Source organism: Amycolatopsis sp. NBC_00438 (assembly GCF_036026695.1).
GTDB lineage: Bacteria > Actinomycetota > Actinomycetes > Mycobacteriales > Pseudonocardiaceae > Amycolatopsis.
On sequence record NZ_CP107923.1, the window covers coordinates 8,947,052 to 8,961,419 of the forward strand.

Below are 14,368 nucleotides of genomic sequence, written 5' to 3' on the forward strand. Positions count from 1 at the left end.
CACCGACGACAAACCGGCTTGGGGAGCTCATGGCGGAGCAAGCGGAACCGTGGCGGCAGGAGATCCGCCTGGCCATGACGATGGTCGGCGGCGCCAGCCTCGCCATCTGGATGGGCGGCGTCGCCACCGAGACCTCCCAGCTGCTGCGGGAGTCCCGGGGCGACGCCGAGGCGGGGCTCTACCGGGGGCTGCTCGACCTGCTGCGCGCCACGGTGTCGATCGACGTCCTGACCGGCACCAGCGCCGGCGGGATCAACGCGGCCTGCCTCGGGCTGGCGGAGGCGTTCGGCTCGACGCCGCAGGTGCTGCGTGACACCTGGCTCCGGATCGGCTCGCTGGAGAACCTCCTGCGCGACCCCGCGGAGGCGCAGCCGCGGTCGGTGCTGGACGGCGACCGCGTGCTGCTCGGCGACCTGGCGCAGGCGCTGCACGAGATCACCGGGCCGGGCACCCCGCCCGCCGAGCCGCCGGACATCACCGTGCTGCTCACCGGCACGATGATCGACGGCGAGACGACCCGGTTCGACGACGCGCTGGGGAACCTGGTGCGCGACACCGAACACCGGATGCTCTTCCGCTTCGAAGGTCCACTGTGGACGGAAGGCGTGCAGGGGCCGCTCGCGCTCGCCGCGCGCTCGACCGCGTCGTTCCCCGGCGCGTTCGAGCTGGCCCGGCTGCCGATCGGCGCCGAGGGCGCCGACGAGCTGCACCCCGACATGACGGCTTACACCGACCTGACCCGCTCGCACTGGCTGACCGACGGCGGGGTGCTGCTCAACAAGCCGCTGCGCCCGGCCCTGCGGGAGATCTTCGAACGCCCGTCCCACGCCGACGTCCGGCGGCTGCTGCTCTACGTCGTGCCGACCGGGGAAAAGGAGGCGACCGGACTCGCCTGCGACCCGGCGGCCCCGCCGCTGCTGGCGAACGCGATGAGCAAGGTCGTCTCGACGGTGATGAGCCAGTCGATCAGCGCCGAGCTGGAGGAGCTGACCCGGCACAACGACGCCGTCGTCCGCACCCGCGACACCCGCGTCTCGCTGGCCGCGCTCGGGCTGCGCGGCGGGCCGGAGTCGCTGATCGACAAGCGCGTGGCCACCGCGTACCTGGACCGGCGCACGGCCGAGGACGCCGCGGAACTGGTCCAGGTGGCCAGCCGCCGGTACGCACTGTCCGATGTGGACACCGAGGACCGCGAGTGGGCGTCCGGGATGTCGCAGCAGCTGCGCGCCGTCGCCGTCACCGGGCTCAGCGCCGGCATCCCGCTGGCCCCGCCGTCGGCGAGCATGTCCGTGCCCGAACTGGTCGGCTACCGCACGAGCGCGCTCGACGACGCCGTGGCGACCGGGCTGCAGCTGATCAACGCCGGGTTCCGGCTCGGGCCGGCCGCCGGGGAAGCCAAGGTGCTCAACGACACGCGGGCCGGGCTGCACGCGGCGCGGAAGACGTCGGCCCGCGGGGTGCGGCTGGCGCAGTGGATCGCCGCGCACGACGGGCCCGGCGCGAGCAGCACCCTCGAGGTGTGGATCCGCGAGCTGGCGCAGGAGTGGGCCGGGCTCGGCCGCTCGGACGCGGTCGCGCAGGCCTGGCCGCTGGTCGTCGCGGCCCTGCGGGAGGCGGCGCCGACGCTGCGGGCGCTGGCGAACGCGGCCCTGCGGGACGCGACGGCGCCGACGTCGCGGGCGCTCGCCGACGGCGCCCTCGAGTCCGCCAACGCGGCCCTCGAGACCGCCGACACCGTCTCGGTCCTGCTGGACTGGCTGGCCCTCGAGAACGGGGCCGACAACATCGTCCAAGGGCGGCTGCTCGGCCTCCACGTCGCGACGCGCGGGCTGCTCGCCCAGGCGCCGTCGGTCGACCAGCGCGTCGAGCTCGTGCAGGTCAGCGCCGATTCCCGGACCCTGCTGGACCTGAAGCGGCGCCGGTCGTGGGACAAACTGACCGGGATGCAGGCCGACTACTTCGGGGCCTTCTACAAAGGGTCCTGGCGGGCCAGTGACTGGATGTGGGGGCGCGTCGACGGCGCCGGCTGGCTGGTCCAGTGCCTGCTCGACCCGGCCCGGCTGAAGACCCTGCGCGACCTCATCGGGCCCGAGGCGTTCCGCGACGAGGTCGTCGCGGCGCTGGGCCCGCTCTGGCGCGAGCCGGACCCCGCCGACAACGGCGAGCCGGCCGAACTGCGGCAGCTCAAGGAGCAGCTGACCGCCGAGCTGGCGTTCCTCGGGCTGGACTGCGCGCTGAAACCGGTCGCGGAGTTCTCGGACGACCCGCCGATCAGCATGCCGGTGACGGCCATGGTGCTCGCGCGGACCCGGCAGGCGCAGATCGCCGCGGAGGAGCTGCCGGTGGTCGCCGAGCAGGCCCAGGCCGACGTCGAGGTCGGCGGGTGCAGCGGCGCGGCGTCGGCGGCGTTCCGGGCGCGGAGCGCGCGGCCGATCGGCGACGCGGACACCGCTCAGCGCGTCTTCCAGGTCTGCCAGGTCTCGGCGGAGAAGCTGGCCGGCGAGCAGGGCACCGCGCAGCTGACGCGGACGCTGGTCAAGCTCGGCGCGGCCGTCGTCAACGCCGGCGTGGTCGCGTTCCGGCTGCCCGGCGGCTGGCCGCAGACCGTCGCGGGCATCCTGCGGACGGTGGCCCGGAGCACGGCGAAGGTCACGCAGAGCGCGTCGAAGCTGGGCACGCTCGGCTCGCTGGCGGCGGGTGTGCTGGCGCTGCTGGCCGGCCTGGTCATCGGCGACAGCAGTGGCGCGATCCTGCAGTGGATCGGCCTCCCGGTGCTGGCCGGCGCGGTCGTGTACCTGGCCACGGCCCTGCTCACGATGGGCCGCACCCCACGGCGGCTGTTCGCGGTGCTCGGGGCCCTGGTGGTGGCGGCCTTGCTGCTGGCCGCGTTCCTGCCCCCGCTCGCCCGGCCGTTCTTCGGCTGGCTCGGCAACGTGGTGGCCGGCTGGCGCCGCGGCGACGGCGCGGTGTGGTGGCTGGTCGTCTCGGGCCTGCTGATCCTCCCGGCGGTGGTGATGCCGGTGAGCGGCGCCTGGCGACGTCTCCGCCACCGCCGTCGCCCCTGAGAAGACCCGGGCGGATTCGGCCCGGCGCCTTGCGATCTTCGCGCCGGAGGTTCATGGTGCGGGTAGGTCACGGACAACGAGGACGCGACCTGAGCCGCCGTGTGCCCCGGAACTTCTTCGGTCAAACACGTTTGTGGGACTCCTCACCGGGTACTCCACGTCGCCCCAGGTCATCGCGGGGTCGTGAGCTGCGTCGCTGGCGAGCGGAAAATTCTCTGTTACGTTTCCTGAGTATGTCCGTAACGCACTTGATCGAATCGCCGACCAAGGCGGACGGCGCGGCGCTGTGGCGAATCGCGCGTGATTCCGCCAAGCTCGATCTCAACTCGCCGTACGCATACATGCTGTGGTGCCGCGATTTCGCCGGGACATCGGTGGTCGCGCGCGAGGACGGCAAGGCGGTCGGATTCGTCATCGCCTACCGCCGGCCCGACGAGCCCGAGGCCGCGCTCGTCTGGCAGGTCGCGGTCGACGCGTCGCAACGAGGGAAGGGCCTGGCCGGGGCCCTGCTCGACGCGTTGTACACGCGCCTGGTCGGCGCGGGGGTGCGTTACCTCGAGACCACCATCACCCCGGACAACGAAGCGTCCATCCGGCTGTTCACGTCGTTCGCGAAGCGCTGGAACACCGCGATGGAAACCAGCGTGCTGTTCGGCGGGGACGAATTCCCCGAAGCCGGGCACCTGGCCGAAGAGCTTTACCGCATCGGTCCGCTATCGGTACGCACAGATCCGGGCGAGTAGGAGAAAAGAAACGTCATGAGCATCTTCGAAGAGCTCGAATCCGAAGTACGCAGCTACAGCCGCGGCTGGCCCGTCGTGTTCGACCGCGCGCAGGGGAGCTGGCTCCACGACGAGAGCGGCAAGGGCTACCTGGACTTCTTCGCCGGCGCGGGCGCGCTCAACTACGGGCACAACAACCCGGCGCTGAAGCAGGCCCTGATCGACTACATCCAGCGTGACGGCGTCACGCACGCGCTGGACATGTACACCGTGGCCAAGCGCGACTTCCTGCAGACCTTCCGCGACAAGATCCTCGACCCGCGCAACCTGAACTACAAGGTCGTGTTCCCGGGTCCGGGTGGCGCGAACGCCGTCGAGGCCGCGCTGAAGCTGGCGCGGAAGGTGACCGGCAAGGAGTCGGTCATCAACTTCACCAACGCCTTCCACGGCATGACGCTCGGCGCGCTGTCGGTCACCGGCAACTCGATGAAGCGCGGCGCCGCGGGCATCCCGCTGGTGCACGCCACGCCGATGCCGTACGACCGGTACTTCGACGGCGCCATGCCGGACTTCCTCTACTTCGAGAAGCTCCTCGAAGACTCCGGCAGCGGGCTCAACGAGCCGGCCGCCGTGATCGTCGAGGGCGTCCAGGGCGAGGGCGGCATCAACGCCGCGCGCCTGGAGTGGCTGAAGGGTCTCGACGACCTCTGCAAGCGCCACAACATCCTGCTGATCCTCGACGACGTCCAGATGGGCTGCGGCCGCACCGGGCCGTTCTTCAGCTTCGAGGACGCCGGGATCTCCCCGGACATCGTCTGCCTGTCGAAGTCCATCAGCGGGTACGGCCTGCCGATGGCGCTGACGCTGATCAAGCCGGAGCTCGACGTCTGGGAGCCCGGCGAGCACAACGGCACGTTCCGCGGCATCAGCCCGGCGTTCGTCACCGCCACCGAGGCGATCAACACCTACTGGAGCGACGACGAGCTGGAGAAGTCGACCAAGGCCATGGGGGAGCGCATCGCCACCGCGTTCACCGGGCTCGTCGAGGCCTACCCGGAGGCGAAGCTGTTCGCCAAGGGCCGCGGTCTCGCCCGCGGTCTGGAGTTCGAAAACGGCGAGCTGGCCGGGCGCGTCTGCGCCGAAGCCTTCGCCCGCGGCCTGCTCATGGAGACGTCCGGTCCGGACGGCGAAGTCATGAAGCTGCTGCCGCCCCTGACCCTGACCGACGACGAGCTGACGCAGGGTCTGTCCATCATCGACGAGTCCGTCAAGGCCGTCCTGAGCAAGTAGAGGAGTACGACGTGCTCGTTCGCACGCTCGACGAGGTGACCGACACCGACGCCGACATCAAGACCCCCAACTGGCGCAGCAAGCGCATCATCCTGGCGAAGGAGGGTGTCGGCTTCTCGGTGCACGAGACCACGCTCTACGCCGGGACCGTCAACGACTTCTGGTACGCGAACCACATCGAGGCCGTGTTCATCACCTCGGGCGAGGGTGAGATCGAGGACCTCGCCACCGGCAAGGTGCACGAGCTCAAGCCCGGCACGCTGTACCTGCTGAACGACCACGACAAGCACCAGGTCCGGCCGCGGACCGAGATCAAGTGCGTGTGCGTGTTCAACCCCCCGGTGACCGGCCGCGAGGTGCACGACGAGAACGGCGTGTACCCGCTGATCACCGAGGAATCGTAAGAGCACCGGAGAGGCCACACAGGAGGCGAAGCCCGTGACGCTGACGGACACCCGGGTCGACGACGGTTACCCGACCCGGATCACCGGTACGCCGGAGCACCTGCCGCGCGTGCACCCCACCGTGTGGGGTACCGAAGCCGATGGTCCGATCGACGCCGCGACCCTGGCGAACCACGAAGCCCGCGGCTACACGGTGGACGACGACCTGCTCTCGGTCGGCGAGGTCCAGACGTACTGGCAGGAGCTGGTGCGGCTGTCCTCGAACCGCGAGCTGGCGCAGGACGAGCGCGTGATCACCGAGGCGCGGACCGGCGAGGTCCGGTCGATCTTCGCCGTCCACGACATCTCGGACCTGATTTCGGAGCTGGTGCGCGACCCGCGCGTGCTGGACCGGGCGCGTCAGCTGCTCGGCTCCGACGTCTACCTCCACCAGAGCCGGGTGAACTACATGCCCGGGTTCAAGGGCACCGGGTTCTACTGGCACTCGGACTTCGAAACCTGGCACGCGGAGGACGGCATGCCGGCCCCGCGGGCGGTCAGCTGCTCCATCGCGCTGACCGACAACTACCCGTTCAACGGCGGGCTGATGATCATGCCGGGCTCGCACCGGACGTTCGTCCAGTGCGCCGGCGAGACGCCGGCCGAGAACTACAAGGCGTCGCTCAAGGACCAGCGGGTGGGCGTGCCGACCGAGCACGACATCACCGAGATGGCGGCCGAGCACGGCATCGACCAGTTCACCGGCCAGGCCGGGTCGGCCCTGTGGTTCGACGCGAACGTCATGCACGGCTCGGGGAACAACATCACGCCGTACCCGCGCTCGAACATCTTCCTGGTGTTCAACAGCGTGGAGAACGCCTTGACCGAGCCGTACGCGGCGAGCCGGCCGCGCCCGGCGTTCATCGCCGGGCGCGACACGACGCCGATCTCGCGCTGACGCGCACCCAAAAGCGGCCGACACGCGTGCGTGTCGGCCGCTTTCGGCGCTTCTGTCGGCTTTTCGGGGCCGGCGCGGAGAATTCGCGTCAACCCGGCGGTGACTGATCCGGTGCGCTTTGTTACCGTGTCGCCACCGCGAGGGCGTGTGGCCCGCGCGAGAAACGTCTTCGCGGACGACCGGCGGGTGCTTCGCTCGGGGTGAGCACACCCCGCCCGGTCGTTCACGGCGACGGCGGGCGGACCGCGCCCCCTGGCGGCCCGGCCGGGAGTAGTGCGCACGACCCCGCACCAGCGGATCGGGACCGATGGTGCGGGGTCGTGTTGCGTCCGGAGGAAGTCGTAGCCGCTCGCGCTGCCACCGCGGAATCCGCAGAGTGACGAAGTTCCTGGTGAACGGTCTGCCGTCGTCCCGGCTGGGTGGTACAGGTCCGCCCGACGTCACGGTAAGTTGACTTTTCTGACGAGGGAGACGTCAGGAACGTGAACCCCGGGGAGGTGGGCGCGAGCATGGCCGAAATCCGTTTCCAGCTGCTCGGGCCCGTCCAGCTCTTCGCCGACGACGTCCCCGTCCCGATCGGCGGGCCCGGCGTCCGCGGCCTGGTCGCGCTCCTCGCGCTGCAGCCCGGCAAGGTCGTCGCGCTCGACGACATCATCGACGCGCTCTGGGGCCACGACCCGCCCGCGACCGCCCGGACCATCGTCCACGGCAACGTCTCCCACCTGCGCCGGGTGCTGCGCGAACTCCGGGGCGACGCGAACATCCTGACCACGCCGCCGGGGTACCGGCTGGTGGTCGAGCCCGGCCGGATCGACGTCCACCGGGCGCGGAGCCTGCTGGAGCGCGCGTCCGTGGCCACGCCCGAGACCGCGGCCGCGCTGCTCGCCGAGGCGCTCGCGTTGTGGCAAGGGCCGGTGCTGGGCGGGGTGCCCGAGTCCGTCCGGGCGCCCGAGCTGGCGGAGCTGCGCCGGGCCGTGCACGGCGCCCGCGTCGACGCGGACCTGAACCTCGGCCGGCACGCCGAGCTGATCGTCGAGCTCAGCCCGATCGCCGATCCGCTGGAAGAGCGCACCGCGGGCCAGCTCATGCGGGCGCTCCACCACGCCGGGCGCCGCGGGGACGCGCTCGAGCTGTACCGGACCGTTTCCCGCGCCACCCTCAGCACCTTGGGTGTCGAACCCGGCGCCGAACTCCGCTGGCTCCACGAACGGATCCTCCACGACGACCTCGCGGCGCCGGTCGAAGAGCCGGCGAAGGCGATCTCCCAGCTGCCCGCCGCGGTGCCGAGCCTGGCCGGGCGCACCGACGAGCTGGCCTGGCTCGACGCCCTGGTCACCCGGGCCGAAGCCGGCGAGACCACGATCGCCGTGGTCACCGGCACCGCCGGCGTCGGCAAGAGCACGTTGGTCGTCTGGTGGGCGCACCGCGTCGCGCGGCGGTTCCCGGACGGCGTCCTGTTCGCCTCGCTGCGCGGCTTCGACCCGCACCACCCGCCGCTGGAACCCGCCGAGCTGCTCACGCAGTTCCTGCTCGGCCTGGGCGTCGAAACCGCGCAGGTCCCGGAGCTGCTGCACGAGCGCGTCGCGCTGTACCGGTCGCTGATCGCCGGGCGCCGGATGCTCGTGCTGCTCGACGACGCCCGCACCGCCGAACAGGTGCGCCCGCTGCTGCCGCCGAGCGCCCGCACGATGACGGTGGTGACCAGCCGCTCGCGCCTCGACGGGCTCGCCGTGTCGAACGCGGCCAAGCAGCGCGTGCTCGGCACGCTCGCCCCCGACGACGCCGTCCGGCTGATCGAGGAGCTGGCCGGTCCGGCCGGCCACAGCCACACGCTCGCGCGGCTCTGCGGTTACCTCCCGCTCGCGCTGCGGATCGCCGGCGCCCGGCTGTCGGCGAGCCCGCAGCGCACCGCGGAAGAGCTCGTCGACGAGCTCGGCAACGAGCGCACCCGGCTGGAAGGGCTGCAGGTCGACGGCGCCGACGACGGCGTGCGCGCCGCCTTCGACGTCTCCTTCCGCGGCCTGCCCGGCGAGATCGCCGAGACGTTCCTGCAGCTCGGCGGGGTGCCCGGGGTGATGGTCGGGCCGCACCTGATGGCCGCCGTCGCGCAGATCCCGGTGACCGAGGCCCGCCGCCGGCTGCGGGCCCTGGCCGCGCACAACCTCATCGCCGAGACCGCGCGCGACGTCTTCGTCCCGCACGACCTCGTCTGGCTCTACCTGCGCGAACTGGCGGAGCAGGAGCTCGACGAGAAGGAGCGGGACGAGACGCTCGGCTGGACCGTCCGCTATTACCAGGCGGTGGCCGACCGGGCGCGTCGCCGGCTCGCCCGCGTCGCCGACCCGCTCGACTTCTCCGGCGTGCTCGCCGATGACGTCCTGCCGTCGCTGCCGGGTTTCGCCGAGGCGCAGGACTGGTTCGCGGCCGAGTGGCCGAACCTGCTGGCGGTGCTCGACGCCGCGTACTCCGCGGGCCGCTACGACGACGTCTGGCGGCTGGCCCTGCTCGGGCACACCTACCGCGTCGCGTGCCCGCTGCTCGACGAGTGGACGCGGATGGCCGACCTCGGCGTCGCGGCCGCCGAAGCCACCGGCGACGTCGCCGGGCAGTGCTGGCTGCGGCTGACGCGCTGCGAGATCGCGCTGACCTTCGAGCTGCCGGGCGCCGGTCTCGCCGACGCCGAGCGGGCGCGGGAGCTGTCCGCCGGGCTCACCGACGACCGGCTCGCCACCGCGGCCGACCTGCAGCTCGGCCGCGCGCTGAGCCGGCTCGGCGACCACGACCGCGCCGTCGAGCTGCTGCGCGAAGCGATCACGGAGGCCGAGGGCGACGCCGTGCTGCTGGGGCAGGCGCTCGGCAGCTGCGCGGAGGCGGAGGCGCGGGCGGGCCGCTTCCCCGACGCGATCGCCCACCGGCTCGCCGCGCTGCGGATCGACCGCGAGCTGGGCGACGACGACCGGGTCGTCCGCGCGCTCGACGACCTGGCCGAGCTGAGCCTGCGCGCCGGTGATCAGCCGGCGGCCGAGCGCTACGTCCGGGAGGCGATCGACGTCGCGATCAGCCATGGTTTCGTCGCGCGCGAAGGCGCGTCGCGGGTGACCTTGGGCCGGGTCCTGCGGGCGAAAGGCGATCTGGACGGCGCCCGGGAGCAGCTCGTGTTGTCCGTGCGCATTTACGAGCGGGTGCACCCGAAGCTCGTCGGGGAAGTCCGCGCGGAACTCGCTGAACTGCGGTGACGAATGCGTCCCGGGTGCCATTCGGCCGCCCGGCGCCGGCGCTCCACGTCAGTGGCGAATCGGTCTGTTGCGAATGGGTCACGGCTCGTGGCGAACCGGAGAATCCTTAGTGGATTCTTAGTGCCCGGCTCCGCCGTCCGCGTAGGTTCGGCGGTGCCGGCGGAGCCTCGGGGAGGGGCAGGCTGTGAAGCCGGTGCCAGGCCCCGCGCGAGGAGTGAAACCCCGGCGGGGCCGGGAGCCGCCAGGAGCGGCTCGTGGCGGCCCGGCCGGCCGAGATGGGGGTAGGCCGGCCGGTCGCCAGGCGGGTGCCGCCGATCAGCCGACGTTGGCCGTGCAGAGCGCGATGCTCGTGCCGCTGTTTTCCGCGACCTTCTTGCCGTCGACCAGAATGGCGCACCCGATGTCGTTGTAGGAATTCGAATTGCGGGTGTCCGCGGTGAGCGTCAAAAGATAGGAACCATTGTTGTACGACGCCTGGCCCTGCCACGCGTCGGTGCTCGCGGGCGCGTTTTCGGTGCGCTGGTCGCCGAGGCTGCCGTAGCGCACGGTCGCGCCGCCGGCGGAGGTCACCTGGAAGACCACGGCGTGCTTGTCGCCGGCCACGGCGGGCAGGTGCAGTCCGGAGGAGCCACCGCCGAGGAAGGTCGAGTAGACCAGCATCCCGCCGGTCGAGAGCAGTGCCGCGATCGAGACGACGACCGCCGTGATCGCCAGCCCGCGGCCACCCACGGTGCCCTTCTTGACCTGGATCAATCCGGCGACCGCCAGGACCAGCCCGATCGCTCCGAGGGGCCACGCGACAAAGCCGATGTCCGGGACGAAGGTGACGATCAGGGCGGCGACGCCGAGCAGCAGGCTGACGATCGCCAGGATGTTCCGGCTGGGCTTCGCGTTCGCTTGACGACGCTCAGTGGCCGTCACCGGCGGCGCCGGCCTGCTGCCGTGGCGCGCGGTGGTCGGCGGGTACTGCGGGTCGGTCATCATGCCTGCCCCTTCGGATGGGAGTGCGACGACGTTAACCCATAAGTGTGGCCCAGAACGAAATTGTTACATTCTGGAAAAAGTCATTGTCCCACCATTTCAGGCCGGGTATCGGTATTTCCTGACCTCGCGCGCAGGCTGTGGCCCGGTGATCAATGGGATGAATATCGGAGCTCCCACTGTCCGGCGCGGAACATCGCGACGTCACGGCCGGAATCCTAAATACGGTACGGCCATCCCGATACCGCCGGGAGGCCTACGACGAGTGGCGGGTCGTGCGCGCTGTGACATGCGGGGCTTCGCCTCGCGCCCGGGGGCTTCGCCACCCGAAGCCCCCAAAAAAGCGACGGCGAATGCCGTACATCGGACTTCTCAGTCGAAAAGACTCACTTCGGGAGTGATCTCGAGGAGCTCGAACACCGGCCGGCCGCGGCGGCCGTCGATGGTGGTGGTGCGCACGACCCGCAGCCGGGCGGTCACCGGGTGGTCGAGGTTCTCCTTGATCTCGTCGAGCAGGTCCTCGGCCACCGCGCCCTGGATGGTCCCGCCCGACTCGCGGTCGAGGTAGAAGATCCGCCGCCGGGTGCGGACGCCGTCGAGCCGCCCGCGCACCGTCTCGTAGCCGACCGCCTCGCGGGACTCCCGGAGGCTGCCCTGCAGGATCCGCGCCTGCTCGGTTGTCATGCTGCGGGTGACCTGCTCGCCGGCGGTCGGGGTCAGCGCCATCCCGATACCGGCGTTCTTCGCGACGGCGTTGACGATGTCGCTCACGGCGTTGCGGACGGTGTCGCGCTGCAGCAGCACGGCGTCGAGCGCGCCGTCGTCCGAGCCGTTGGCCGGCAGGAAGTCGCACAGCTCCTTCACGGCCCGCTCGGACAGCGTCTCGATGCCGTCCACGATCAGCGCGTCGTCGGCGACGTCGAGCTCCGGGAAGCCGAAGAAGATCGCGTTGCCGGCCTGGCCGCGCTGGATCAGCGGCGCCTTGTCCCGGTCCGCCTGCTGGACGATGGTGACCTCGCCCGAGGGGTTCCGGATGATGTGCCCGATCTTCGCCGTCGCGTCCTGCAGCGCCCGGCTGATGTCGGAGAAGGTGTAGGCGTCGATGTGCTGCTCGCCGATCACCGAGACGTGCAGCAGCGGCGAGCGGGACGTCCGCTCGAACTTGGCGTTCGCGGCCATCGCCGACGCGCGCGCCAGGTCGTCCAGCCAGGTGCCGCCCGGGATCTCGTCCGCGATGCGCCGGAACTCGTTCCTCACCAGATCATCTCCGGGTAGCCCTTGCCGCCTGCGGCCCAGACCTCGGCCCAGGTGTCCTCGTCGCCGGGGCGGCACAGGAAGCCGTCCAGCATGCCCCCGACCGGCTGCACCTGGTCCAGGTACATCGCGGGCTGCCCGACGATCACGCCGCGCAGGGTGAGCAGGCCGTACAGCGCCGACCGGCCCTCGTCGTCGAGCCGCTTCAGCGCGCCCCACTCGTCCGGGACCAGGACGACGTCGAGGCCGCGCGGCGGGTGCGCGGTGCGCGTGACGAGCTCGCCGCCGATCCACGCGCGCCCGGACGGCATGATCCGGCGGGCGACACCGAGGTAGCTGTTGAGCGCGCTGAACAGGATCTCGCGCTCGTTCTGGTGCGGGGCGTCGAAGACCAGGCGCTCGTAGACGTCGGCGAGGTCACAGGCATGGCGGCCCGGCGGCAGAACCTGCTGGGGCGTCCAATGGGGGAGCGCCACGCCACCCCCTTCTCCGCCTCGCTCACAGTGCGTAGCCGAATTTACCAGGATGGGTGTCAGGCGCCGCGCCCAGGCTGGTGCGGGGCCTGCGGCCACTGGTGGGTGGCGTCGGGCAGGTCGTCCGCCCCGGGCCAGGCCGGTTCCTCCTCAGCGGGCCAGTCGTCGGCCTCCGCCCCGCGTTGCGGCGGCAGCGGGAGGTGCCCTTCACGGTGTCCCACGGGCTCGGGGGTGTCCTCGTCGTAGCGGGACTCCTCCGTCGGCTGGAAGCTCGCGGCGGGGATGAACTGGGTCTGCTCGGCCGCTGTGGGCTCGTAGTACGGCTCGGGTTCGTACTCATGCCGGGGTTCCGGCTCGGGGCGCCGGGTCGTCCGCAGGACCAGCCACGCGGAGAGCGCGCCGAGGGCGAAGGCGACGATCAGCCACAGCCAGATCTGCCCGAACAGCCACACCATCTGCTCACACCCTTCAGACGACCGTGATCTCGACGCGCCGGTCCTCGTCGCCACCGGCCGCGGGCCGGGTGTCGCCCAGCCCGCGCGACGTCACGCGCCCGGCCGTCAGCCCGTTCGACGTGAGGATCCGCGCGACGGCCCGGGCGCGGTCCCGGGAGAGCTTCAAAGCGGCGTTCTCGCCGCCGGGGCCACGGGCGACGTGGCCGGTGACGCGGTACCGGAAAGTGGACGGCGACTTGGCGAGCGCGATCCCGACGCCCCGCGCGGCCTGCTCGCCTTCCGGGGTGAGCCGCGCGGTGTCGGGCACGAAGGTGATCGGCGCCTCGGCGAGCAGCCGATCGATCTCGGCCTGCACCCCGGCCTTGTCGGTGGGCGGCGGCGCGGTCGTGGTGGTGGTCGGAGGCGGGCTCGGAGTGGTCGGCGTCGCCGGCTTCGTGGTCGGCGGCGGTTGACTAGGAGCCACGGGGGTCACGTCACCGGAGATCTGCGCGGCCCGGACACCGTCGACGTTCTGGACGACCTCGAGGGCGCGGAGGGCCTTGTCGGGCGGGAAGCCGCTGAGGGTGGCGTCCCGGCCGTCGAAGCTGACCTGACCTTTCGGAAGCCCCGCGGCGACGAGCGCGTCCTGGGCCCTGGAGGTGAGGTCCCGCTGGATGCTCCCGGCCTGCGCCCAGGTCACGACCCCCGCCAGCAGTGCCGTGACCAGCACCGCGATCGGGACCAACCGGATCCAGCGACGCCCACCGGACATGAAGCGACTGTAAGCCGGGCGACGCGGCTTGGCGACCCGGGAGAGCCACCCGTCCACAGTTTGTCCCCAGCCGGGTCGACATGTGGACAACTCGCGCGCCGGTGATCGTTCGAGCACTCTCCGTCGGACCTGGCCGTTACGCTGGAGACGGGCGGCCCCCCTTGGGAGTGGCGGGGTATGTCTGTTGGGTCACCAGGGGGCCGGTGCTCGCAGCTCAGGTGGGTTGGCGGCGACGTGAGCGGGGACGTCGGTGGCCCGCGCGAAGATCTGCGGCTCGCGCGAAGATCTGTGGCTCGCGGAACCCTGGCTGATCTGGTGGCCCACGGACCGACTTCGAATGCCGTGAAGGGCACCTTCAGGGACTTAGAGTCCCTGAAGGTGCCCTTCACGGCATTACCGCATGGCGCCCGGACAACCGTGGACCTCGAACTACTGGCGTTGCAGTCGGGCGGGGGTGGTTGGCTCGGGGTCACGTGGGTGGCGCTGCTCGGCTGGGTTGCAACTTGGGTGGGTCGGTGGCCGCGGGGGGCGGCGTGGCGGTGTTGCCGCGGGCTGGGTTCGCGGGTGTGCGCAGGTGGCCGACGTGCGGGATCTCCTGGGATTCGCGACTCGCGTAGGTGTGGCTCGGCTCCGGCTGGTGTGCGCGGGCCGGCTGCCCGGGTTCGGTGGCCCGAGCCGAGCCGAGCCGAGCCGAGCCGAGCCGAGCCGAGCGCCGGAGGCGCGAGTGCCACGCCAAGCGCGTCACAGAGACCGAAGGCAGCCCCCGTTGAAGTGCCGTTAGGGCCACCTTGCGGGCGTCA

The 14,368-nt window shown here is 71.6% G+C and carries 11 protein-coding genes; 6 read left to right on the forward strand and 5 right to left on the reverse strand.

All coding sequences use genetic code 11. The features are described from left to right. The first annotated feature begins 29 nt into the window (after positions 1-29). The 6 genes from OG494_RS41160 (at position 30) to OG494_RS41185 (ending at position 9,654) form a co-directional block, all read left to right on the forward strand. Positions 30-3,065: a patatin-like protein gene (locus OG494_RS41160; protein WP_328448112.1), complete on the forward strand. Its 3,036-nt coding sequence runs from the start codon at positions 30-32 to the stop codon at positions 3,063-3,065. Positions 3,066-3,298: 233 nt separating this feature from the next. Further along, positions 3,299-3,808 carry a diaminobutyrate acetyltransferase gene (gene ectA, locus OG494_RS41165; RefSeq protein ID WP_328448114.1) on the forward strand — a complete coding sequence of 170 codons (510 nt, stop codon included), beginning with the start codon at positions 3,299-3,301 and terminating at the stop codon, positions 3,806-3,808. A 15-nt stretch (positions 3,809-3,823) separates the two neighbouring features. After that, positions 3,824-5,077 (forward strand): diaminobutyrate--2-oxoglutarate transaminase, encoded by a 1,254-nt coding sequence (gene ectB, locus OG494_RS41170; protein WP_328448116.1) that lies wholly within the window; start codon positions 3,824-3,826, stop codon positions 5,075-5,077. An 11-nt stretch (positions 5,078-5,088) separates the two neighbouring features. Further along, a complete protein-coding gene (locus OG494_RS41175) occupies positions 5,089-5,481 on the forward strand; it encodes an ectoine synthase (protein ID WP_328448118.1) in 393 nt (130 codons plus the stop codon). A 34-nt stretch (positions 5,482-5,515) separates the two neighbouring features. Continuing rightward, positions 5,516-6,418, forward strand: a complete 903-nt coding sequence (gene thpD / locus OG494_RS41180) for an ectoine hydroxylase (protein WP_328448120.1) — start codon at positions 5,516-5,518, stop codon at positions 6,416-6,418. 509 nt (positions 6,419-6,927) lie between these two features. Further along, positions 6,928-9,654 (forward strand): AfsR/SARP family transcriptional regulator, encoded by a 2,727-nt coding sequence (locus tag OG494_RS41185; protein WP_328448122.1) that lies wholly within the window; start codon positions 6,928-6,930, stop codon positions 9,652-9,654. 315 nt (positions 9,655-9,969) lie between these two features. Here OG494_RS41185 and OG494_RS41190 read toward each other — a convergent pair whose 3' ends face one another. The 5 genes from OG494_RS41190 to OG494_RS41210 form a co-directional block, all read right to left on the reverse strand. Beyond that, entirely contained in the window at positions 9,970-10,638 is a 669-nt protein-coding gene (locus OG494_RS41190; protein WP_328448123.1) for a DUF4190 domain-containing protein, read from the reverse strand. A gap of 369 nt (positions 10,639-11,007) precedes the next feature. Then, positions 11,008-11,892 (reverse strand): hypothetical protein, encoded by an 885-nt coding sequence (locus OG494_RS41195; protein WP_247058625.1) that lies wholly within the window; start codon positions 11,890-11,892, stop codon positions 11,008-11,010. Next, on the reverse strand, positions 11,889-12,365 hold the full coding sequence (locus tag OG494_RS41200; RefSeq protein ID WP_328448127.1) for a DUF6932 family protein: 477 nt from the start codon (positions 12,363-12,365) through the stop codon (positions 11,889-11,891). Before OG494_RS41200 ends, OG494_RS41195 begins: the two co-directional genes overlap by 4 nt. A 56-nt stretch (positions 12,366-12,421) precedes the next feature. Further along, complete coding sequence (locus OG494_RS41205; protein WP_328448129.1) at positions 12,422-12,817, reverse strand: hypothetical protein; 396 nt, start codon at positions 12,815-12,817, stop codon at positions 12,422-12,424. Between the two features lie 13 nt (positions 12,818-12,830). Continuing rightward, positions 12,831-13,568, reverse strand: a complete 738-nt coding sequence (locus tag OG494_RS41210; RefSeq protein WP_328448130.1) for an OmpA family protein — start codon at positions 13,566-13,568, stop codon at positions 12,831-12,833. Positions 13,569-14,368: the final 800 nt, after the last annotated feature.